A 21,151-nucleotide genomic window follows, 5' to 3' on the forward strand; every position below is an offset into this window, starting at 1 on the left:
CCCATATTACCTCCAGGCGTTTCTAAGATCACTGGCCGCCGCTTCGATATCATCCCTGGCCAATATCGCCGATATGACGGATATGCCCTCGATCCCAGATTTTTTTACTTCATCTATATTGGGCATCCCGATTCCGCCTATACCGACGATGGGTATTGATACACTTCCCTTTATATTTTTCAGCCCTGCCGCACCGATGGGTTCAATTTCGGTCACCTTGCTCCCGGTGCGGTAAACCGGGCCAGCCCCGAGATAATCCGCGCCGTTTTTCTCCCCGTATACCGCCTCAGCCACATTTGAAACTGAATACCCGAGTATTTTTCCCGGGCCAAGCAGCTTTCTGGCGACCTCCAGGGGCAGGTCCTCCTGTCCTATATGCAGCCCGTCCGCGTCCACCGCGAGAGCGATATCCAGCCTGTCGTTGATAATCAGCGGCACACCGTATGAGTTGGCCAGCTTTTTCATCTCCAGCGCGATATTATAAAATTCACCGCTGCCCGCGTCCTTCTCCCTGAGCTGGAGGAGAGACACACCGCCTCTGATCGCCTTTTCAACCGCATGGTATAAACTTATATCCCTGAGCATGCCCCGGTCCGTAACAAGGTAGAGGCTGTAGTCTACAGACATTCGATTTTCCCTCTTTTCATTATATCTTCTTCTGACAAATTATATATATGGTCAAAAAGCCTGGCCCGGAAAGTCCCCGGCAGGACTTTTCCCAGCGAGTCAGCCGCCATTTCCCCGGCCAGTCCCATGGCCAAGAGCGCGGCGGCGCTGGAAATATACCGGTCATCACTGGCGCCCGCCGCGGCGGCAGCCAGCGCGCCAACCATACACCCGGCGCCGGTAATCATCGTCAGCATTTTTGTTCCGTTATAAACCTGGCAGGTCCTCTCGCCGTCAGTAATAATGTCAGTTTCCCCGGTGGCGGCAACAACTGTGCCGTACCGCCCGGCCAGCAACCGGCAGGCTTCAACCGCCCCCTGCCCGTCATCTATGGAATCCACGCCCCTGACCTTCCCCGCATGCCCGGCGAGAAATTTGATCTCCCCGGTATTTCCTTTGATCACAGAAATTTTAGAGACTTCCAGCAGCTCTTTTATAACGTCCATTTTCCTGGGTATGGCCCCGCAGGCGACCGGGTCCAGCACGACCGGCTTGTTCAGGGATGAGGCCTTCCGGGCCGCGAGTACCGCCGCTTCTTTTTGTTCTTCATTAAGTGTGCCGATATTGATATACAGCGCCGAAATCAGGCCGGCAAAATCTTCGACTTCCGATTTAGCTTCGCACATAGCGGGTGAGGCGCCGAAGCAGAGCAGGATATTGGCGCAGTCGTTTATGGTAACATAGTTGGTAATAGCCTGCACCAGCGGGGTTTTTTCCCTTACAGCGCTTAGCACGCCAGCAATCTTACTGAGCATATTTTTCCTCTCCTTTTACAACAAAAGCTTTTTTCACATACCTGAAGACAGCGTACACCAGCAGCGTAACCGTCATGGACGGTATGGTGGCTCCTATAAGCAGGTCCTGCCCGATAAAGACATAGTATGACGCCACCCCGACCGCTGCCGCGGCCAGGCCGGTGAAATTGAACAGGTCGCGCGAACGGTTGTCCTTGTATATAAAATAGTCCGCGATTACGACGGAGAAAACCGGCGCGAAAAGCGACCCGATCATATACAGGAAATTCTCATACTGTTCCATGGGGAAATACATGGCCAGCAGTATTCCCAGTGCGCCGAAAATAAAGATCAGTTTGCTCTTCGATATTTTCGCGGTCACATTGAGAGTGGACATTACAGCGGAATAAACGTCAAGGAAGGTTGTGGTGACGGTTGACAGCACCACTATCAGTAAGGCCGACAATCCCAGGTTAAGGCTGGTTAAAACGCCGATGGGGTCCGGCGTGCCCGCGTATATTGAGGACACCAGGCCGATCGCGTACATAAAGGAACTCCCTATGAAATACCCCCCGAAACTGCCCCAAAAGCTGCCCCTGGCGCTCCTGCCCATCATGGTGTAATCCGATATTAGCGGCAGCCAGGTCAGCGGCATAATAATGCTCAGTTCGAGCGCCGCCCCGAAAGTTATATTTGACGCGATTTCTTTCACTTCGTTTCCTGAAATAACCGACTTCAGCATCACCAGGCAGAGGACCAGGAGCAGCCCAACTGCGATATGGTTTACCGTGTTGATAGCGTTTTCTGTGTTCAAGGCCCATATCAATACCAATATTCCGGTGATCACCACTAGAATGTAAAAATTGTCAAAGCCGAAAAGCCTGCCGGTAATCGACTGCAGCGACCTGGCGCTCTGGATCAGCATTATCGCAGTCCAGCCGATAAGCTGGACGATATTGAAAAATGATATGATATATGACCCGTACCTGCCCAGCGACAGGCGGCTGGACATCAGCGAAGGGCTTTTTTCCCTGAAGCCGATGACCCCGACCAGGGCCAGGATCAGGGCGCCGATGAGGTGTCCGGTAAAGATCACGATCAAACCCTGTTTCAGGCCAAGGGGTGCGATTAAACTGCCCGTCATGATTTCCGCCAGTGAAACGGCCGCTCCAAACCAGAGGGTGAAAAAGCTAAAACCTCCTGTCTTTCCCGCTTCAGTCATTTTGATAACCTGCCTTCTGATATAAATTGTAAAAATGGTTGGTCGGGCCGACACCGCGGCCGAGTTCGAAGGAATGTTCAATGGCGCCGTTAATATATTCTTTCGCCAGCCTGGCCGCTTCCGGGATCGGGTATCCCCTGGCAAGCAGGGCCGCTATGGCCGATGAGAATGTGCAGCCTGTGCCGTGGGTATTTTTTGTCTCTATCCTCGTCCCCTTCAGGTAGCTGAAATTTTGGCCGTCGTACACGACATCTATAGCGTCACCGGTTAAGTGGCCGCCCTTTACAATTACCTTAATCCCGCCGAGACCGTTTATTTTCACCGCTGCTTTTTCCATCTGCGCCAGGTTTTCAATTTTATCACCGGTGATCAGCTCCGCCTCGAAAAGGTTCGGAGTCACCACTTCAGCCAGTGGAAACAGCACTTTAACCAGTTCATCCTTGGCCTCCTCCCGCAGCAGGTGGTAGCCGCTCTTAGATACCATAACCGGGTCGACTACGATATTAGCCGCATTGTTCTTTTTCAGGCACTCCCCGATCACATCGATAATTTCAATGCTAGATACCATCCCTACCTTAACCGCGTCTATTTTGATATCATCAAACAGGCAGTCGATCTGTTCCCTGATAATATCGACGTCCAGCTCCCTTACGCTGAAAACGCCCATGGTGTTCTGTGCGGTAACAGCCGTGATTACGCTCATGCCGTAAGCACCGAGCGCGCTGAACGTTTTCAAATCAGCCTGTATGCCCGCGCCGCCGCATGAATCTGATCCCGCGATTGTTAATACTGTCTTCATTGCAACTCCCCCCATTATTAAACTAATAAAGCACAATCACCCCCGGAAAAATAAAATAGCCTTTTACCTGAACTGGCAAAAGGCTACAAACGCACCTGTAAAACGGCTGCATTCCCTACGCTGGCATTACCCAGATCAGGTTCAATGGGTCAGAATACACATTCTTTCTCAGCTGAATCACTTCAGCTCCCCATGCATCTATTTTGTTGTCAAAAAATAGATCTTGCTGTTTGTTTTTAAGATATCATTATATATAAGGGAAAGCAAGAGAAATTATTACATTTTATTTATAGTCTGAATTTTTGATCGTGAAATCCGGCGCTATAAACTCTTATAATAGTTGTTTAAAGCCAATTAATATTGTATAATATGACATTATATTTACATTTCGCAGTAAGGAGCTTAGAGAAGTCTCGCCTCCGTTACCAAATAATAACCAAGCCCTTGTGGACACGCAAAGGCTTATTTTCTTGTTATGGAGGAAGGATCTTTTACATGCCGGCAGGATAACCGGGTGGGACAGGCGAATAACTAGACTAAAGACATAACAGGTAGAAATTTTATAGTTTTAATTCATAATCAACTAGAGAACAATTATAATCGGACTTATAACCGTTTTACGGTTATTAAGATTATTAAACAAGAAAAAAGGAGGAAGATGGATGAGGATTAAAAAAAGAGTCGCCTTGCTGATTACCATGCTGTTTGTTTTCAGCATCGCCGCCGGTTGTGGCGGAGGGGCGACGCAGACAGGTGGTAAGGCCGGAGACGCGATTAATGTGGGTATTAACGTGGAATTATCGGGCGGCGTGGCCAGTTATGGCACAAATGCCAGAGATGGCGCAATGTTGGCCATCGAAGAAATTAACAAGGCCGGCGGTGTGCTGGGCAAGAAGATCAATCCTATTGAAAGAGACTGTAAGTCCGTTGCTGACGAAGCTATGAGCGTAAGCGCCGCGCTGATGGGTGAGAAAATTGTGGCCCAGATTGGACCCCTTACCAGTGGTGATGTGGCCGGCAGCACACCCGTTATGATGGAGAACAAAGTGCCCCTTATTGCTCCGGCGGCTACTGCAGCCAATGTGACTGTGGACGACAAAACTGGTAAAACCAGAGATTATATTTTCCGGGTTTGCTTTATCGACCCATTCCAGGGAACCCTGATGGCCCAGTTCGCATCAGATAATCTGCAAGCGAAGAAAGCTGTTATTTATTGTGACAACTCCAGTGATTACGGTAAAGGCCTGGCGGAATACTTTGAAAAGACCTTTACAGCAAATGGCGGCACCATCCTGGCCAAGGAAGGTTTTGTGAAAGACGACCGTGACTTTAGAGCCGCATTGACTAAAATTAAGGGGTTAAATCCTGACTTTATTTATGTGCCCGGCTATTATCAGGAAGTCGCTCCCTTGATCAAACAGGCCCGGGAACTGGGAATTACTGTTCCGATGGGCGGCTGCGACGGTTGGGATTCTCCTGATATGGTAAGCGTTGCCGGCAACGATGCATTAAACAACACATTTTTCACTAACCACTATTCTTCCCAGGACAAGGATCCCCAGGTTGTGAAGTTTGTTGAAGCTTTCAAAGCCAAATACAATAAAGAACCGGATGCATTTGCCGCATTGGGTTACGACTCCGTCCAGATAATGGTGCAGGCGCTGAAAGAAGCCGGCACAGCCGATCCGGTCAAATTAACGGAAGCGCTGGCGAAGATTAAGGACTTTGCGGGTATTACCGGTAAAATGAGTATCGACGACCAGCATAACCCGGTTAAAGCCGGGGTGATACTCGAATTTAAGGATGGCAAGCAAGTCATGAATACCCGTATTCAACCATAGGATACTTCACGGAAGAGAGGGTAACTCCTCTCTTCCCGTTCTTCCCGTTTAAACATGGAGGGATGTGGCAACTTTGCTGGAATTTACACAACAAATAGTCAACGGGCTGTCCCTGGGCGCCATATATGCATTAATTGCCCTGGGTTACACCATGGTTTATGGTATTATAAAGCTGATAAACTTTGCCCACGGGGATATCATGATGGTTGGAGCCTTTGTGGGTTATTTCTCGCTGACACTATTTGGAACCAACATTTTTGTTGCTATGATAGCGGCTATGTTGACCTGTGCGGTATTTGGAGTTTTAATTGAAAAAATAGCATACCGGCCTTTACGCAACTCGACCCGGATTGCGGCACTTATTACAGCCATAGGTGTATCGCTGTTTTTAGAATATATAGCTATCTTCCTTCTGGGACCTTCCCAGAAGGTTTTTCCTGCCTCGGCTTTCCCCATTAAAGCATATACAGTTGGAGGATTATCAATTCTAAACAAGGATGTCTTTGTATTTGTTTCAGCAGTGGTCCTTATGTTAGTCCTGCAATATATAATTAAATATACTAAAACCGGAAAAGCCATGCGGGCTGTATCCCTTGATCGTGACGCGGCGGTCCTGATGGGTATTAGTGTTGACAAAACCATTTCCATTACCTTTGCTATTGGCTCTGCCCTGGCCGCTGCGGCTGGCGTAATGGTAGGTGTTTATTATAATACAGTCAATCCGTTGATGGGAATTATCCCGGGACTTAAAGCTTTTGTGGCAGCTGTACTGGGAGGCATAGGAATTATCCCCGGTGCAATGGTAGGCGGATTTGTAATGGGTCTTCTGGAAACCATGGTTAGCGGTTATGGCAACAGTCTTTACCGGGATGCAGTTGCTTTTGGGGTATTAATATTGATCCTATTAATCAAGCCCAGCGGTATTTTTGGTGAAGATACCGGTGAAAAAGTGTAGGTGAAAAAAATGCAGAAGGTAAAGAACAATTGGATAAAAATTGGTTCAGAAGCACTCATACTGGCAGCGTTATTTTTACTGGTACAATTCTTGATCACGGCAGGCCTGCTTAACCAGTATTACCAGATAAACTTGGCTTCCGTGTGTATCAACATTATTCTGGCAGTCAGCCTCAGCTTAATTAACGGTTTTACCGGGCAGTTATCCCTGGGCCATGCCGGGTTTATGGCAGTTGGAGCCTATGTTGCAGTAATAATAACCAACATGCTGGACCTGCACTTTATAATTGGTTTACTGGCCGCCTGCCTGGCCGCCGGATTGTCCGGATTTATTATTGGGGTGCCTACATTAAGGCTCAAAGGAGATTACCTGGCTATTGCCACCCTGGCTTTTGGCGAGATTATCCGGGTAGTTCTGCAGAATATTGACTATGTAAACGGTCCGGCCGGGATAATGGGAATCCCTAAACTTACTACCTGGCCGTGGTTGTTTGGAGCTACTGTACTAACCGTCCTGGTGATTGTCAACCTTATTAATTCCAGTTATGGACGGGCGATAATATCAATTCGTGAGGACGAAACAGCCTCGGAACTGATGGGGATTAATACTACCAAATACAAAGTCCTGGCATTTGTTATCGGAGCTATGTTTGCCGGTCTGGCCGGAGCTCTGTACGCCCACTACTTTTATATTATCAAACCCGAGACTTTCAACTTCCTGAAATCATTCGACATACTGATAATGGTAGTTCTGGGAGGCCTGGGCAGCACAACCGGAGCTATAATTGCGGCCATATTTGTCACCGCCCTGACAGCAGCCCTGCAATCCTTCCCGGCAATTAGAATGATTTTATACGCCCTTATACTTATTATCGTTATGTTATACCGTCCTCAGGGATTAATGGGTAACAGGGAACTGAGCATGAAGATATTTGGCAGGATTTGGGGTGGCAGTAAATGAACCTTATGGAAATAAATAATTTAGACAAATCCTTTGGTGGTCTGAGCGCCTTACTGGACTTCAATTTCCAGATAGCGGAAGGTGAGCTGGTGGGATTGATAGGCCCAAACGGCGCGGGCAAGACAACGGTTTTTAATTTGATTACCGGGGTATACAGACCGGACCAGGGCAGCGTAATGTTTAGAGGGGAGAACCTGGTGGGCATGGCCCCCTACACTATTTGTGCCAAGGGTGTGGCCAGGACCTTTCAAAATATACGTCTTTTCAATGATCTCACAGTCCTGGACAATGTTAAAATAGCGACCCATAAAGATGTGCCCTACGGATTAACCAGCGCCATTCTCAGGACGCCCAGCTTTTTCCGGGGAGAAGAAAAAATAGAAGTGGAAGCTGTAAAGTACCTGGAAATATTTAATTTGAAAGACAAAAAGGACGAGCTGGCCAAAAACCTGCCTTATGGGGAGCAGCGGCGTATCGAAATAGTCCGCGCCCTTGCTACCAAACCGCTGCTGCTGATTTTGGACGAACCAGCGGCGGGGATGAACCCGCAGGAAACCCAGGAACTGATGGAATTAATCCGCTATATAAGAAAGGAATTCAATTTGACCATTCTGCTTATAGAACATGACATGTCGCTGGTAATGGGAGTTTGTGAACGCCTGTATGTTCTGGATTACGGCCAGGTAATAGCCGAAGGGACCCCGGAGGAGATACGCAGCAATAAAAGAGTAATCGAAGCATATCTGGGAGAGGATGTTGGATAAACCATGCTCGCAGTGAAAGATATAAATGTGTACTACGGGGCGATCCATGCCCTGAAAAAGTTATCTATTAATGTTGAGCAGGGCTCAATAGTAACCTTAATCGGAGCCAATGGAGCAGGCAAGTCTACCACCCTGAAAACTATTTCGGGATTAACAAGGCCCAAATCAGGCAGTATTACTTTCAAAAATGAGGATATTACCAGAGTTCTTCCCGAAAAAATTGTAAGCCTCGGCATATCCCAGGTGCCGGAGGGCAGACGGATATTCGCCGCGATGTCCGTAATGGAAAACCTGGAAATGGGCGCTTTCCTGCGGAAAAACAAGGCTGACATTAATAATGATATAGAAATGGTATTTACCCGTTTTCCCCGCCTGAAAGAAAGGCGCAAACAAACAGCTGGAACTCTAAGCGGAGGGGAGCAGCAGATGCTGGCTATCGGCAGGGCGTTGATGGCAAAGCCGGAGTTGATGCTGATGGATGAACCTTCGATGGGCCTGGCCCCTTTGCTGGTTAAGGAGATTTTTGAAATTATTAAAGACATAAACAGCCATGGAACCACTATTTTACTGGTGGAACAAAACGCCCACATGGCATTGTCAATTGCCGACTATGCATACGTAATAGAGACAGGCGAGATTGTGCTGCAGGGCAGCGCCGGGGAATTGATGCATAGTGAAGAAGTGAAAAAAGCTTATTTGGGTGGATAAGAGAGGCGTACCATTGAAGGGGGAGTAACAGTGAAAGTAAAAGACCGTATGTCCGGTAATGTCAGTACAGTGCAATTGGACGGCAGCCTGACGGAAGCGTTTCGTATCATGAAGGAAAACAATATTCGCCGTCTGCCGGTAATGGATAATAATAAGATGGTGGGTATTGTCACCCTTTCAGATTTAAACCGGGCAGCGCCATCCTCCGCAACATCACTCAGCATTCATGAATTGAATTACCTTTTGGCAAAAACCAAAATCAAGGATATCCTGCCCAAGAAACAGAAGCTGCTTACCGTATCTCCAGAAAGCTTCATTGAAACGGCGGCTTGTATTATGAGGCAGAATACCGTTAGCGGCTTACCTGTCGTTAACGGAGAAGAACTGGTCGGCCTGATAACAGAGACCGATATATTTGATGCTTTTATAGATATTCTGGGTGTAAACAAGCCCCACTGCCGTATAGATGTGTATATAGTAGACCGGCCGGGAGCCCTGGCTGATTTGATTGGAATTATATCCAGCAAAGGCATAAGCCTGCTCAACACAGTAGCTTACTATGATAAAAACAGAGATATGTATAAGACGATTTTGCGGGTCGAAACTCTGGATTATAAATCTATTGTTGAGGAAATGAAGAGTAAAGGCTATGAAATTGATTCGGTAATGGAGAACATAATAAATTACGTGTAAATGGTCAGCCCTCTTCATTATCACCAGCCGTTGCGGTGCACCCGTGTTTGGTCGTAGCGGGAGCCGGGGCTCTTTGCCGAGGCCGGATAGCCCAAAGCAATCCCGGAAAAAGGCACTATATGTTCCGGGATGTTCAACAGACGCCTCAGTCCTTCCACACGATCATTTTTGGGATACATCCCCAGCCAGCAAGCCCCCAGTCCTAAGTCCTGTGCGGCGATAAGTATGTTCTCGGTCGCCGCCGCGCAATCCTGGACCCAGTAGCCGACACCCGGATATTTATCACGGTTCATGTCCGCGCAGACAATTATTGCCGCGGGGGCTTGCTTCAGCATTTTAGAATACTCGTGAAATTCCGTAATGCCTTCCAGCAAAGTACGTTCAGTTATGACCACAAAATGCCAGGGCCGTTCATTCCCCGCCGAAGGAGCGCACATTCCCGCTTCTAAAAGAGCTGTAAGGACTTCCTCTGATATAGGCTTGTCTGTATAATCCCGGACGCTGCGCCTCTGTTTAATTGCATCCACGGCACAAAAACCCCTTTCATTATTAAATATTTTCATGCTTTCCATTAAATATTATACGCAATTTCAATATATAAGTTAGGGCTGTTGGACCAGCCTTATACCCATCTCAAAGGCCTTTTCGCAGTCTAGCGGAAATACTTCCTTTCGCACCCTGGTTTTAGCTTCCACATCGATCCCCGAGGTTTCGTATTTTGAATAATCGTCAAACTGGTAAGTGTCGGTAACAAGCAGCGTCTCTGAGGATCCAAAGATCATCTTCATTATCCCTCCCTGGATCCAGGACTGCCGGTCGTATCCCATTTGTTTAATCCGGTCCTCGTTGGCGCCCAGGGTGTAGATAAGCCCTGTCTTAATACTTTTCTTGAAAAGCGAGGAATATTTGCCGTCATAGACCAGGTACGGGTAGGCCAGCCTCTCAATAAACGACTGCATCGCACCGTTGACCGCCCCCATGTAAACCGGCGCTCCAAGTAAAAGGGCGTCCGCTTCCACGGCTTTTTTCAGAACCGGGGTCAAACCGTCAACCGCGGCGCACCTGCCGTAGCTTTTCCCCCCTTTTGCCTTGCAGGCAAAACAACTGCGGCAGCCTTTATAATCAAGGTCGTATAAATGGACGAGCTCTGTCTCAGCTCCTTTTGACGCCGCACCGTCGAGCGCTTTTTTTAAAAGGGTCGCGGTATTCCAGTCCTTTCTGGGGCTGCCGTTAAAAGCTATTACTTTCATCGATACGCCTCCATTACTTTTTGGTTTTCCATATCTCTCGTTGTTAAAGTCATTTGTCAGAACTCGTAAATCCTAGGCGGATCAGGCGAGAAATCATTGACGACCGCCTTGCCATGTTCTAAATAAAATGCCTTGAAAACCGGGTTGTCCGGAGTTTGGTAAAGGTCTTTCAGCATTGGAGCCGCCTCAAACATCTTCTCTTTTTTCTTGATGTCCTCATCGAACTGGATCTTTCCGTTTACTCTGACCCAGACCATGTCTTTGTTTGTCTTGGAGTACTCCACATACGGCACAGCGGACAGCTGCTTATAAACATCCTTGACGCTGGCTGTGCAGAAATACAGCCTGCCGTTTTCCTCAAACATAAAACCCCACGGCCTGACCCTTGGCATACCATCGTCTACTGTCGCCAGGTAACCGATGGCTGATCTGTCATTTAAAATTTCCAGTACTTCTTTCATAAAGATGTCCCCTCCTCCAATACAAACACAGGTGTTGATTTCCTTTGGTAAATTATATATGATTATTTTATATTTATGAAGTATGCACATTATAGTTATATACTTAATTATAAGTAAGTAAAGGAGTATTAAATGAGAGATTATCCTGAAACGTGGGAATACTGCCCGATGTACTACACCCTGTCCGTCCTTGGCGGAAAGTGGAAGTGGGCGATACTGTGGCGGATATCCAGGGCTGAAGTAATAAGGTACGGCAAATTGAAAGACAGCCTGTTCTCCATCGCGCACAAGACACTGAGCCAGCAGCTTAAGGAACTGGAAGACAGCGGTTTGATCCACCGGAAACAGTATAATGTGATTCCTCCCAAAGTAGAATACTCCCTGACCGGGAAAGGGAAAACACTGATCCCGGTATTGGAAATGATGTCGCAGTGGGGCATTAAAAACATGCCAAAGGAAAAGCCGCTCGACAGCGGCTGTGTTGAGACATGCAATGAGACGTGAGACGTGAGACGTGAGACGTGAGACTGCAAGCCATTCTTATAGGCTAAAGGACCCTAAAGGTATACAGGATATACCCATATCTCACGTCCCACGACTCACGTCTCATATTATGTTTCCATTATAATCGGCAGGATCATGGGGCGCCTCCTGGTCTTTTCATATAGATATTTGCCGACCGCGTCCCGGACCTGGGACTTGATGCTTGCCCATTCTGATATACCTTTTTCGGAGCATTTCTCCAAAGCGATTTGGACCCTGGCCTTAGCTTCCTCCAGCAGCTCCTCCGACTCACGAACGTAGACAAAACCCCTGGAGACAATGTCCGGGCCGGCTATCACCTGCCCGCTCTCGCGGTCTATGGTTAAGACGATGATCAGGATACCGTCCTGGGAGAGAAGCTTGCGGTCCTTGAGCACCACATTACCCACATCCCCCACTCCGAGCCCGTCAACAAGTACTTTTCCTGCTGCCACCCTGCCGGTTATACGCCCGGAACGGCGGCTGAACTCCAGCACCTGCCCGTTCTCGGCCACTATGATATTCTGCGGCAACACCCCGACATCTTTCGCCAGTTCCGCATGTTTGATCAGCATCCTGTATTCACCATGGACCGGCACAAAGAACTTTGGCCGTAAGAGGTTGAGCATCAGTTTAAGCTCTTCCTGGTTGGGGTGACCCGATACGTGAATATCGGAAGCAAGCTCGTAAATTACTTTTGCTCCCAGCTTAAAAAGCTGGTTAATTATACGCGCGACCAACTTTTCATTGCCCGGTATCGGAGCTGCCGAAATTATGATGGTGTCACCCGGATAAATGTCCACCTGCCGGTGGTCGGAAAAAGCCATCCTGGTCAGTGCGGACATCGGTTCGCCCTGGCTGCCGGTTGTCAGGATCACGATCTTGTTCCTGGGAAGTTTGCTGGCTTCTTCCATTTCAATTAAAATTCCTTCCGGAATATCAATGTAGCCGAGTTCGTTGGCCACACTGATAACATTGACCATGCTCCTGCCGACGACAGCGACCTTGCGGTCATGCTTGTACGCGGTCTGGATAGCCTGCTGCAGCCGGTGCACGTTTGACGCGAATGTAGTGATAATGATGCGTTCGGTCGCTTGCCGGAAGTTCTCGTCAAAGGTATTTCCCACAACTCTCTCGGACATGGTGTATCCCGGCCGTTCCGCATTCGTGCTGTCAGACATTAAAACCAGCACGCCTTTTTCACCAAGCTGCGCCAGGCGGTGGAAATCAGTCACCTGCCCGTCGACGGGGGTCAGGTCAAACTTGAAATCGCCCGTGTGCATAACCACACCCATCGGCGTATGTATCGCCAGCGAGACAGCGTCCGGTATGCTGTGTGAAACCCTGATGAACTCTACTTTAAAAGGGCCTACCTGGACGCTGTCCCTGGGTTTAACCGTATTCAGGGACACACCTGCCAGGATATTTTGCTCCTTGAGCTTGCCTTCCAGCAGCCCGAGAGTAAGCCTGGTTCCGTATACGGGAATATTTAAATGGCGGAGCACGTAAGGCAGCGCCCCGATATGGTCCTCGTGGCCGTGGGTAAGCACGATTCCCTGCACAAATTCCTTGTTTTCCAACAGGTATGTAATATCCGGAATGACTATATCAATACCTAGCATTTCCTCTTCTGGAAACATCAAGCCGCAGTCAATGATTAAAATGCTGTCCCCATACCTCACCGCCATCATGTTTTTACCGATTTCCCCCAGCCCGCCCAGGGGTATCAGGGACAATTTAGGGTCTTTTGCCAAGTTTTCACCTCCCTGCACATGGAAATTATTAATACGCTTCACGTTAATCAGCCGCAGCTTTTAACTGCGGCTGTTTATTCCGGCATCAGTTTTTAAAGCAGTCGCATGCCCTCCATCAGCCTCCTGATAGAATCCTTTTCCGCCGGGGTGGCTTCTACCAGCGGCAGCCTCGGTGCTCCTACCTGCCATCCCGCCATGCTGAGGGCGCACTTGATCGGGACAGGGTTAGTGGTTATAAATATCCCTCTGAAGAAAGGGTATAGTTCCAGGTGTATATTTGTAGCCAGGGTAACGTTGCCTGAAGCAAAAGCGTTGACCATATCCTGCATGCGTTCACCGACCATGTGCGACGCCACGCTGATAGCCCCTTTCCCTCCCAGCGTCAGGATGGGAAGGGTCAATGAGTCGTCGCCGCTGTAGATAGCGAAGTTATCCGGCAGGGACATCCTAAGTTCGCTTACCTGGTCCATGTCACCGCTCGACTCCTTGATCGCGACGATATTGCCGATCTCAGCCAGGCCGGCCACAGTACGGGGCAATAAGTTCACGGAAGTCCGGCCCGGTATATTATATATTATTATCGGCAGGTCAGTGCTTTGGGCCACCGCTTTAAAATGCTCGTACATCCCTTCTTGCGAAGGTTTATTATAATACGGGGCCACCAGCATGACACCGTCAATTCCTACTTTTTGAGCGGAGCGGGTGAGAGCAATGCTCTCCGCTGTTGAGTTACCGCCGGTATTGGCGATAACCGACGCTTTGCCGCCCACCTCTTCCACGATAACTCTGAAGAGCTCAAGCTTTTCCTCTTTTGTGAGCGTGGGGCTTTCACCTGTGGTCCCGGCAATCACAAGGCCGTCTGATCCCGATTCGACCAGGTGACCGGCCAGTTTTCGCGCCAGGTCAAAATTGACGCTCTGGTCCTTGTTAAAAGGTGTCACCATGGCTGTCAATATACGACCGAAATCAACATTCAAGTCTTTCACCTTCTTTTATATTATCCATTTTAGCCTCTTTACATTTCTCCGCACATTTCTCCGCCGAACTGCCGGTGCAGAGCGCGTATACTTTTTTCCATGTCTTCTTTTCTTACCAGGACCCAGATCGTTGTATAAGAGTCGGCAGACTGCAGGATCTGTACTTTTTCCAGGGCCAGCGATTCAACAATTCTGGCCATAACACCTGGCACGCCGGTCATAGCCGCTCCTACCGCCGCTACTTTGGCGCAGTCAGGAAAAACTTCCGGGCTGATGCCCATGTTGTCCAAAACCTGCAGGGCCTTGGAAACCACAGAATTTTTTATTGTAAAAAGGACAGCCTCCGGGCTGACATTAATAAAATCAACGCTGATCCCGGCCAGTGCCAGCGCTTTGAAAATGCGCCTCTGAAAGTCCGGTATGTCGGCGGCGTCCTTTGTTAATATCCTGAACTGGGTAATGTCCTGAATATGAGTAATCCCTGTGATGGTCCGGTCTCCCGCAATATCGATGCTTTGATAAGGCCTTTCGTGAGTCACCAGGGTCCCCGGCGCATCGCTGAAAGTACACTTCACCCTTAGAGGTATGCTTTTTTGCGCGGCTATTTCGACCGCGCGCGGGTGGACTACCTTGGCGCCTTCGCGGGCAAGCTGGCAAATTTCGTTATAAGTGACCGTCTCAAGCGGCCTGGCTTCGGCTACGATCCTTGGGTCAGCCGTCATTATGCCTTCCACGTCGGTATAAATATCCACACTGGACGCGTTCAGAGCCACACCTAGCGCCGCCGCGGTGGTGTCGCTGCCTCCCCTGCCCAGGGTCGTGATCTCCCCGTTTTCCGTAACGCCCTGAAATCCGGTGACAACGACTACCTTCCCTTCCTGCGCGTTTTTTAATATATTTTCCGGGTTAATTTTCAATATCCTGGCGTTATTGTGTTCACCGCTGGTAATAATGCCGGCCTGCGGCCCGGTCAGGAGGACAGCGGGACAGCCCGTCTTCTGCAGGGTTGCGGCCATTATTACCCCTGATATGATTTCACCGCAGTGCATTAACAGGTCGGATTCGCGGGGCGGCAGTTCTTTGCCGCCTTCCCGCGCAAAAGAGAGAAGCGTATCGGTGGCATAGGGATCTCCCATGCGGCCGATAGCTGAAACTACCACTACAGGGACATATCCCCGCTGCTGGGTTTCTATCACCCTGGAAACAACCTTCCCGCGCAAATCATCGCTGGTCAGGGAAGTGCCTCCAAACTTAAGGATAATAAATTTCACAGACCGGCCTCCCTTGGATGTTTGCCGGCCTTAGAAAAAAAATTCTATTTAACCGGCGAGCATCCGTATTTGATTACCAACTCGGCGATCTGGATCGTGTTGGTGGCCGCGCCCTTGCGGATCTGGTCCGCCACCACCCAGATATTCAAGCCGTTGGCGATCGAATTGTCTTCCCTGATCCGCCCCACAAAAACCTCGTCGCGGTCAGATGTAAACAAAGGCATGGGATATTTCTTTTCAGCCGGGTCATCTACCACTATAATGCCCGGGAATTGTTCAAATAACTTTTTCGCCTCGGCGGCAGTGAGTTTTTTCTCGGTTTCTATATTGATTGCCTCTGAATGGCTGCGGGCTACCGGGACCCTTACAGTGGTCGCGGTAATTGCGATCGAATCGTCGTGCAGTATCTTCTGTGTCTCTCGCACCATTTTCCATTCTTCCTTGGTATAATCCAGGTCCATGAAAACATCGATGTGAGGGATCAGGTTAAAAGCAATCTGGTACGGGAAAACTTTTGGATTTGCTTCCCCCTGTTCCATCAAGCTTTTTGTCTGTGTCATTAATTCATCTATGCCTTCCCGGCCCGCCCCCGATACTGCCTGGTAAGTCGCTACCACCACCCTCTTGATTACAGCAGCATCATGTATTGGTTTTAGAGCCACCACCATTTGTATGGTTGAACAATTGGGGTTGGCAATAATGCCTTTATGCCATTTCACATCTTCCGGATTAACCTCCGGCACCACGAGCGGCACTGCGGGGTCCATCCTGAAATTGCTGCTGTTGTCAATAACCACCGCCCCTCTTTCAACCGCAGCCGGGCCAAATTCCTTGCTGGCGATCCCGCCCGCGAAAAGGGCGATATCAATCCCGTTAAAAGATTCGGGTGTCGTCACCTCAACAACATGCGGTTTCCCCCGGAAGAGCAGCTCTTTGCCCGCTGAACGGGTGGTCGCGCACATCTTGAGCTCTCCCACCGGAAAGTCGCGCTCCTCCAGTATTTTAATCAGTTCCTGTCCGACTGCGCCGCTGGCGCCGACGATCGCTACATTGTACTTTCTCATGTGTTTCACCCCATTAACAGCAAAAATTATTTAATATATTTCAAAATCAGGTAATCAATACTTGATTCTAATAAAAGGTTAAAACGGGCTGATACTGCTTCCCTTTAAGAGCCTCAAGCACCGTATCTATGACAAGGTCCCATTTGGCTATTAAAGAATTCGGTTTTTCAACTGGATTATCCTGTCCGAAAGGCACCATATAAATATTTTTTATATTGAGCAGAAGTCCGATATTTTTGGCGTTTAAACCCAGGCCGTCATTGGTGGATATACCCAGCACCACCGGGCGTTGGTTGCGCAGGTGTGCTTTTACTGACATCAGCACCGCCCCGTCAGTGATGCCGTTTGCGATTTTAGCCAGAGTGTTGCCGGTGCAGGGCGCGACCACCATAATATCAAACAATTTCTTAGGGCCGACGTCCTCTACCTCTGTGATGGTTTTGAAAATCGGCCTTCCGGTAAATTCGCTGAGCATGCCTTTCCACTTTTCACTGGTACCGTACCTGGTGTCCGTTGTGTCAACAGAGCTGCTAATGATTGGAAATATCTCGGCCCCTTCATTAACTAGATTGCGTACCTGCGGCATCACCTGGCCAAGACAACAGTGAGATCCAGTCAGGGCAAATCCGACTCTAATCCCCTTTAAACGCATGTAGAGCACCTCCGTAACCAAGAGCCGAATTAATTCCCGGCCATTTCCTCGTGCAGTAACCTGATCACCACTTTTGCCAGGATCCGGCCGGCAGTCTTGGGCGCTACTTTACCCGGCAGGCCCGGCGCCAGAACGGCCTTGACGCCAATGCTTTCCGCTCTCTGGAAGTCGACACCGCCCGGCGCTGATGCCAAATCAATAATCAGCGTGCCGGGATGTACTTTTTCCAGAACCTCGCCTGTCAAAACCGGTACCGGGACGGTGTTAAATATCACGTCAGCTTCGTCCAGGTAATGAGGCATATCTGCAAACGGCACAGGCGTGAGGTTCAATTCGGTAATCCGGGCCAGGTATTCAGGCCTTCTGGCAGCAACCATGGTCCTGGCTCCCATCGAACCGAGAAGGCGTGCCAGCGTGGCCCCGGTCCTGCCAAACCCCAGGACGAAGGCACAGCTGCCGTGTATGGTGATGGGCAGCATTTCCATCGCCATTTGCACGGCTCCTTCCGCAGTAGGGATGGAATTTAAAATAGCCACTTCGTTCATCTTCATTAATTCAATCAAACGAAGTCCTGAATTGGCGGCTATTTTGGCCAGAGCCGGCCCCGCCACCCCGACAAAGACCGGAATGCCCGGCGGGAAGCGCGCCGCCAGGTCCTCTGTAAACGCAAGGGGCTGCGCGGCCAGGGGACTGTGTAGGTATCCCTTTTCACTCATCCCCGGTACCGGCAGGATAACAGCACCGGCGCCGGCCAGGCATGCTTCAGGCTCGCTGAAGTAATGAACGCCGGCTGGAATGACATCAGCAGGCATTCCAGCGGCATTGACAACAGCCCCGGATGCGGTCAGGTCTTCCATCATGGCCAGTGACCTGGCGTCACCGCCCAACACAACGATGCTTATCCCCTTCAGGTTAATCTGCACGTCCCTCAAAACTCCTTAAGAGACTTTGTCTCACGTTTACAACATTATATGAGTTTCAGGAAACGGAGGTGCCTGTTCATATTTAGTTATACTGTTTCAAACAGCAGCTTATCTAAGCCATACACCACCTTGTTTAAATTCAACGACCTGCGTACAGCTAAAAGGACTCCGGGCATAAATGACTCCCTGGTGATAGAATCGTGCCTGATAGTCAGGGTTTGTCCCAAGCCGCCGAGAATTACTTCCTGGTGTGCCACCAGGCCCGGCAGCCTAACACTGTGGATGCGGATCCCTCCCGAAAAATTTCCGCCGCGCGACCCGGGCAGGGTCTCAATTTCAGAGGCCAGCCCCTGCTTGTACTCATCTCCCCGCTGTTCTAATATTATTTCAGCAGTTTTAATGGCCGTGCCTGACGGGGCGTCGATTTTTTGGTCATGGTGCATTTCAATTATCTCCACGTCCGGCAAAAACCTGGCGGCTTCGGCGGCAAACCTCATCATCAGGACCGCGCCGATGGCAAAGTTCGGCGCAACCAGGCCGCCGATCCCCCTTTTTTCAGACAGGTCAATAATTTCTTTAATCTGCCCGGCATCAAGACCTGTAGACCCAATAACCGGCCTCACACCATACTCAAGATATTTTAGAGCGTTATGGTATACTGCCTGGGGGCCGGTAAAATCCACTGCCACGTCCGGGCGTTTGGATTTTAAGAACTCCTCAAGATCATTTTCGATGTTTATGCCTGTGCTGCCGCATTCGATGAGCTGCCCGATATCTGTGCCTTCACCCCGGCCGTCGACAGCCCCGGCCAATAACATATCGTCGGCGTCCCATACAGTTCTGGCAGCCTCGCGGCCCATCCGCCCGTACGCGCCGGTAACCATTACTTCAATCAACCCGGTACCCCCTTGTGCAAATGAATAATAGTCCATACCAAGATTTATATAAAGTTAATTTTCATACATATAAAAAAATATGTCAATATTTTAATAATTTAAATTCTCTGTATCAGATGTGATATTCGCAGTCTTTTGCCTCATTTCAGGCACCACCAGGACGTCTCCAGTACTGCCTCCTCCCGGCAGCAGGGGGTAACTGAATTCAGCCAGCGGGTAACCTGTGCCGCCGGTTAAAAGATAATATTTAGTTTCATTGGTCTGGTAGTTAAAAACCACATTGACATCTTTTATGAGTACGTCTCTATTGTCCATCGTTTTCCTCCCCAAAATTTAAATTGGTTGGGTACATCTATCAGGATATTGTCCGCCACTTCTGTTTCAGAATATTTACCTTGACCTGTCCGGCCTCGGGGTAATCACGCCGCTCGAGGACACCTGAAAAAACAAACGCGTCCGAGCCGTACACAGATTCCACAAAGCCGCTGGTCACTTCAAATTCGTTCCTTACTCCATGGAGCTGCTCAGACGGGTTGAAAGGCTCCGACAGGGCCAGGTCCTCCGAGTAATCCTGGTACAGGGACCATATCAGCGGTTCCAGCCTGGAGTCCGGCTTGACCACGGGCAGGTTAATTTCACCTGCCGCCTCCCGTCTCGATATCATGTGGTTATGGGCATACAGCTTTTCAGTGAGGTTGTCGACGATGTGCTCTATACGTCCTTCCTCCATAGGCTGCTGGTGCATAGCCAGCAGTTTTTTTGCCATCGACCGGATCAGCATATAGTTGCGGTGTACATTGCCGAGCGCCAGCGGGTGAATTTTCTCCACCAGGATGGTAAAGGCTTTCACCTGCTGGTCGCTGCTGCATACACCGGCCTTTTCCCCGGCCAGCGCGAAGTAAGAATAAACATCTTCAATATTGACCGGGATCCTGGCGCTCGGGTTGTTGGGGTCCTGCGGGTTAAAAGCGTTGACCACACTGGGATCAATCGGGCCGAGCTCGGCCATCCTGGTCATTACCAGCTCGTCCGCGCCCAGGCACAGCAGTGTTCCGGCGCTGTAGCACCTGAAAGGTATCAGTACGCAAAACCTGTCTGTGTATTCGCGGATCAGGTGGACCAGCCGCCAGGGCGTAAGCACGTCGCCCCCACGGGTGTAAAGCAGCAGATCTACCTGCCGGCTGTCCCCGTACATCTCCAGGTGCCTGTAAAATACCTGCGTCACATCAGGGGCTATCCTGGTATTGACGTTATCCCGGTCACCGGTAATATAACAAATGACAGAAGAACCTCTCAGTTCACCTATTTTTTTTATTATCTCCACCCTGTGCTGTCGGGCCATGCCACGCCTCCATTTTTACATTTTCATATTTTAGTATGTCAACCAGAGGCTCTCTTAATAACACCTGCTTTAACCATGATAAAAAAAACTCCATGCTCAACATGGAGTCAAAGTGTTAAATATTACCTTCCATATCAGGGGACGGTTTGCCGAGCGTGTCTTGGGGACGGTTTTGTTGACACGATTTCAATTATTATATCTTGAGACAAAAGCGTGTCAACAGAACTGTCCTCATGACACGTTCGAGAGAAAAAGCCTATTAGAAAAAACCATCATCATGACACGGTCTTTAGAACAAGTATGTCTGCAGAACTGTCCTCGTGACACGATCCAAATCCAAGAAATAATTTCCACATCCTGACACAGTCAGCTGAGAGTTTAGCAGGTTTTGCTCCAGCCGTACAATCTACAAATGTTACATTGGATAACGCTGATACAGCGGGCTGGTCTGGTCCAGCTCGACAATGATCACTTCAGTACCAACCTTTTTAACCGCTTCCCATGGTATTACCAGGTGCTGCCTGTCCACCCACAGGTTTATAAAATTATTTCTCCTCGGGAGTATAATCGACTGGATATCACCCGATTCAATATCTACGGCCATGTCCGAATCTCCCACTACGCCCAGTCGCCGGCCGTTATTAATATTTATTATTTCTTTACCGACAAGCTCACCCATTCTCATATCATAAACCTC

The 21,151-nt window shown here is 49.3% G+C and carries 24 protein-coding genes and 1 riboswitch; of the genes, 7 read left to right on the plus strand and 17 right to left on the minus strand.

Annotation, left to right across the window (positions count from 1 at the left end):
* Positions 1-6: 6 nt before the first annotated feature.
* From thiE to thiD, 4 genes are read right to left on the minus strand one after another with little or no spacing between them, the layout of a single operon-like run.
* The gene (thiE, locus tag ACOBQJ_RS01470) at positions 7-627 is read right to left on the minus strand and encodes a thiamine phosphate synthase (RefSeq protein WP_421069930.1); all 621 of its coding nucleotides are present in this window, start codon (positions 625-627) and stop codon (positions 7-9) included.
* Positions 618-1,421 (minus strand): hydroxyethylthiazole kinase, encoded by an 804-nt coding sequence (gene thiM / locus ACOBQJ_RS01475; protein WP_421069931.1) that lies wholly within the window; start codon positions 1,419-1,421, stop codon positions 618-620. Before thiM ends, thiE begins: the two co-directional genes overlap by 10 nt.
* Entirely contained in the window at positions 1,411-2,622 is a 1,212-nt protein-coding gene (gene cytX / locus ACOBQJ_RS01480; RefSeq protein ID WP_421069932.1) for a putative hydroxymethylpyrimidine transporter CytX, read from the minus strand. The genes thiM and cytX overlap by 11 nt, the downstream gene beginning before the upstream one ends.
* Positions 2,615-3,421, minus strand: a complete 807-nt coding sequence (gene thiD, locus ACOBQJ_RS01485) for a bifunctional hydroxymethylpyrimidine kinase/phosphomethylpyrimidine kinase (protein ID WP_421069933.1) — start codon at positions 3,419-3,421, stop codon at positions 2,615-2,617. The genes cytX and thiD overlap by 8 nt, the downstream gene beginning before the upstream one ends.
* Positions 3,422-3,515: 94 nt before the next feature.
* A riboswitch (TPP riboswitch) is annotated at positions 3,516-3,624 on the minus strand.
* 459 nt (positions 3,625-4,083) lie between these two features.
* Here thiD and ACOBQJ_RS01490 point away from each other — a divergent pair.
* The 6 genes from ACOBQJ_RS01490 to ACOBQJ_RS01515 all read left to right on the plus strand — a co-directional run bounded on the left by ACOBQJ_RS01490 (position 4,084) and on the right by ACOBQJ_RS01515 (position 9,342).
* On the plus strand, positions 4,084-5,262 hold the full coding sequence (locus tag ACOBQJ_RS01490) for an ABC transporter substrate-binding protein (protein WP_421069934.1): 1,179 nt from the start codon (positions 4,084-4,086) through the stop codon (positions 5,260-5,262).
* Positions 5,263-5,335: 73 nt separating this feature from the next.
* Entirely contained in the window at positions 5,336-6,217 is an 882-nt protein-coding gene (locus tag ACOBQJ_RS01495; RefSeq protein WP_421069935.1) for a branched-chain amino acid ABC transporter permease, read from the plus strand.
* Between the two features lie 9 nt (positions 6,218-6,226).
* Positions 6,227-7,177 carry a branched-chain amino acid ABC transporter permease gene (locus ACOBQJ_RS01500; protein WP_421070113.1) on the plus strand — a complete coding sequence of 317 codons (951 nt, stop codon included), beginning with the start codon at positions 6,227-6,229 and terminating at the stop codon, positions 7,175-7,177.
* Positions 7,174-7,941 carry an ABC transporter ATP-binding protein gene (locus ACOBQJ_RS01505; protein ID WP_421069936.1) on the plus strand — a complete coding sequence of 256 codons (768 nt, stop codon included), beginning with the start codon at positions 7,174-7,176 and terminating at the stop codon, positions 7,939-7,941. The genes ACOBQJ_RS01500 and ACOBQJ_RS01505 overlap by 4 nt, the downstream gene beginning before the upstream one ends.
* Positions 7,942-7,944: 3 nt before the next feature.
* A complete protein-coding gene (locus ACOBQJ_RS01510; protein WP_421069937.1) occupies positions 7,945-8,649 on the plus strand; it encodes an ABC transporter ATP-binding protein in 705 nt (234 codons plus the stop codon).
* Positions 8,650-8,679: 30 nt separating this feature from the next.
* Positions 8,680-9,342, plus strand: coding sequence for a CBS and ACT domain-containing protein (locus tag ACOBQJ_RS01515; protein WP_421069938.1), 663 nt, complete (start codon positions 8,680-8,682; stop codon positions 9,340-9,342).
* A 20-nt stretch (positions 9,343-9,362) separates the two neighbouring features.
* On the opposite strand, the gene ACOBQJ_RS01520 is transcribed toward ACOBQJ_RS01515, so the two are convergent.
* The 3 genes from ACOBQJ_RS01520 to ACOBQJ_RS01530 all read right to left on the minus strand — a co-directional run bounded on the left by ACOBQJ_RS01520 (position 9,363) and on the right by ACOBQJ_RS01530 (position 11,053).
* Complete coding sequence (locus ACOBQJ_RS01520) at positions 9,363-9,869, minus strand: nitroreductase family protein (RefSeq protein ID WP_421069939.1); 507 nt, start codon at positions 9,867-9,869, stop codon at positions 9,363-9,365.
* 75 nt (positions 9,870-9,944) lie between these two features.
* Complete coding sequence (locus tag ACOBQJ_RS01525; protein WP_421069940.1) at positions 9,945-10,592, minus strand: flavodoxin family protein; 648 nt, start codon at positions 10,590-10,592, stop codon at positions 9,945-9,947.
* A 56-nt stretch (positions 10,593-10,648) separates the two neighbouring features.
* Positions 10,649-11,053: a pyridoxamine 5'-phosphate oxidase family protein gene (locus ACOBQJ_RS01530; RefSeq protein WP_421069941.1), complete on the minus strand. Its 405-nt coding sequence runs from the start codon at positions 11,051-11,053 to the stop codon at positions 10,649-10,651.
* A 132-nt stretch (positions 11,054-11,185) separates the two neighbouring features.
* Between ACOBQJ_RS01530 and ACOBQJ_RS01535 the strand changes: the two genes are divergently transcribed.
* Positions 11,186-11,557, plus strand: coding sequence for a winged helix-turn-helix transcriptional regulator (locus ACOBQJ_RS01535; RefSeq protein WP_421069942.1), 372 nt, complete (start codon positions 11,186-11,188; stop codon positions 11,555-11,557).
* A 107-nt stretch (positions 11,558-11,664) separates the two neighbouring features.
* Here ACOBQJ_RS01535 and ACOBQJ_RS01540 read toward each other — a convergent pair whose 3' ends face one another.
* From ACOBQJ_RS01540 to ACOBQJ_RS01585, 10 genes are all read right to left on the minus strand, one after another.
* Positions 11,665-13,329, minus strand: a complete 1,665-nt coding sequence (locus tag ACOBQJ_RS01540; protein WP_421069943.1) for a ribonuclease J — start codon at positions 13,327-13,329, stop codon at positions 11,665-11,667.
* Positions 13,330-13,421: 92 nt separating this feature from the next.
* Positions 13,422-14,306 carry a 4-hydroxy-tetrahydrodipicolinate synthase gene (dapA, locus tag ACOBQJ_RS01545; RefSeq protein ID WP_421069944.1) on the minus strand — a complete coding sequence of 295 codons (885 nt, stop codon included), beginning with the start codon at positions 14,304-14,306 and terminating at the stop codon, positions 13,422-13,424.
* Between the two features lie 38 nt (positions 14,307-14,344).
* Positions 14,345-15,577, minus strand: coding sequence for an aspartate kinase (gene dapG / locus ACOBQJ_RS01550; protein ID WP_421069945.1), 1,233 nt, complete (start codon positions 15,575-15,577; stop codon positions 14,345-14,347).
* Positions 15,578-15,621: 44 nt separating this feature from the next.
* Entirely contained in the window at positions 15,622-16,641 is a 1,020-nt protein-coding gene (locus ACOBQJ_RS01555; RefSeq protein ID WP_421069946.1) for an aspartate-semialdehyde dehydrogenase, read from the minus strand.
* A 67-nt stretch (positions 16,642-16,708) separates the two neighbouring features.
* On the minus strand, positions 16,709-17,293 hold the full coding sequence (locus ACOBQJ_RS01560; RefSeq protein ID WP_421069947.1) for a dipicolinate synthase subunit B: 585 nt from the start codon (positions 17,291-17,293) through the stop codon (positions 16,709-16,711).
* Between the two features lie 29 nt (positions 17,294-17,322).
* A complete protein-coding gene (dpsA, locus tag ACOBQJ_RS01565; protein ID WP_421069948.1) occupies positions 17,323-18,216 on the minus strand; it encodes a dipicolinate synthase subunit DpsA in 894 nt (297 codons plus the stop codon).
* A gap of 86 nt (positions 18,217-18,302) precedes the next feature.
* On the minus strand, positions 18,303-19,112 hold the full coding sequence (gene dapB / locus ACOBQJ_RS01570; RefSeq protein WP_421069949.1) for a 4-hydroxy-tetrahydrodipicolinate reductase: 810 nt from the start codon (positions 19,110-19,112) through the stop codon (positions 18,303-18,305).
* Positions 19,113-19,202: 90 nt separating this feature from the next.
* Positions 19,203-19,427 carry a hypothetical protein gene (locus ACOBQJ_RS01575; protein WP_421069950.1) on the minus strand — a complete coding sequence of 75 codons (225 nt, stop codon included), beginning with the start codon at positions 19,425-19,427 and terminating at the stop codon, positions 19,203-19,205.
* A gap of 40 nt (positions 19,428-19,467) precedes the next feature.
* Entirely contained in the window at positions 19,468-20,454 is a 987-nt protein-coding gene (locus ACOBQJ_RS01580) for an SDH family Clp fold serine proteinase (RefSeq protein WP_421069951.1), read from the minus strand.
* A 415-nt stretch (positions 20,455-20,869) separates the two neighbouring features.
* Entirely contained in the window at positions 20,870-21,139 is a 270-nt protein-coding gene (locus tag ACOBQJ_RS01585) for a YlmC/YmxH family sporulation protein (RefSeq protein ID WP_421069952.1), read from the minus strand.
* Between the last annotated feature and the right edge of the window lie 12 nt (positions 21,140-21,151).

Origin of the sequence: Pelotomaculum propionicicum (assembly GCF_048984525.1) — a bacterium.
GTDB classification, from domain to species: domain Bacteria; phylum Bacillota; class Desulfotomaculia; order Desulfotomaculales; family Pelotomaculaceae; genus Syntrophopropionicum; species Syntrophopropionicum propionicicum_A.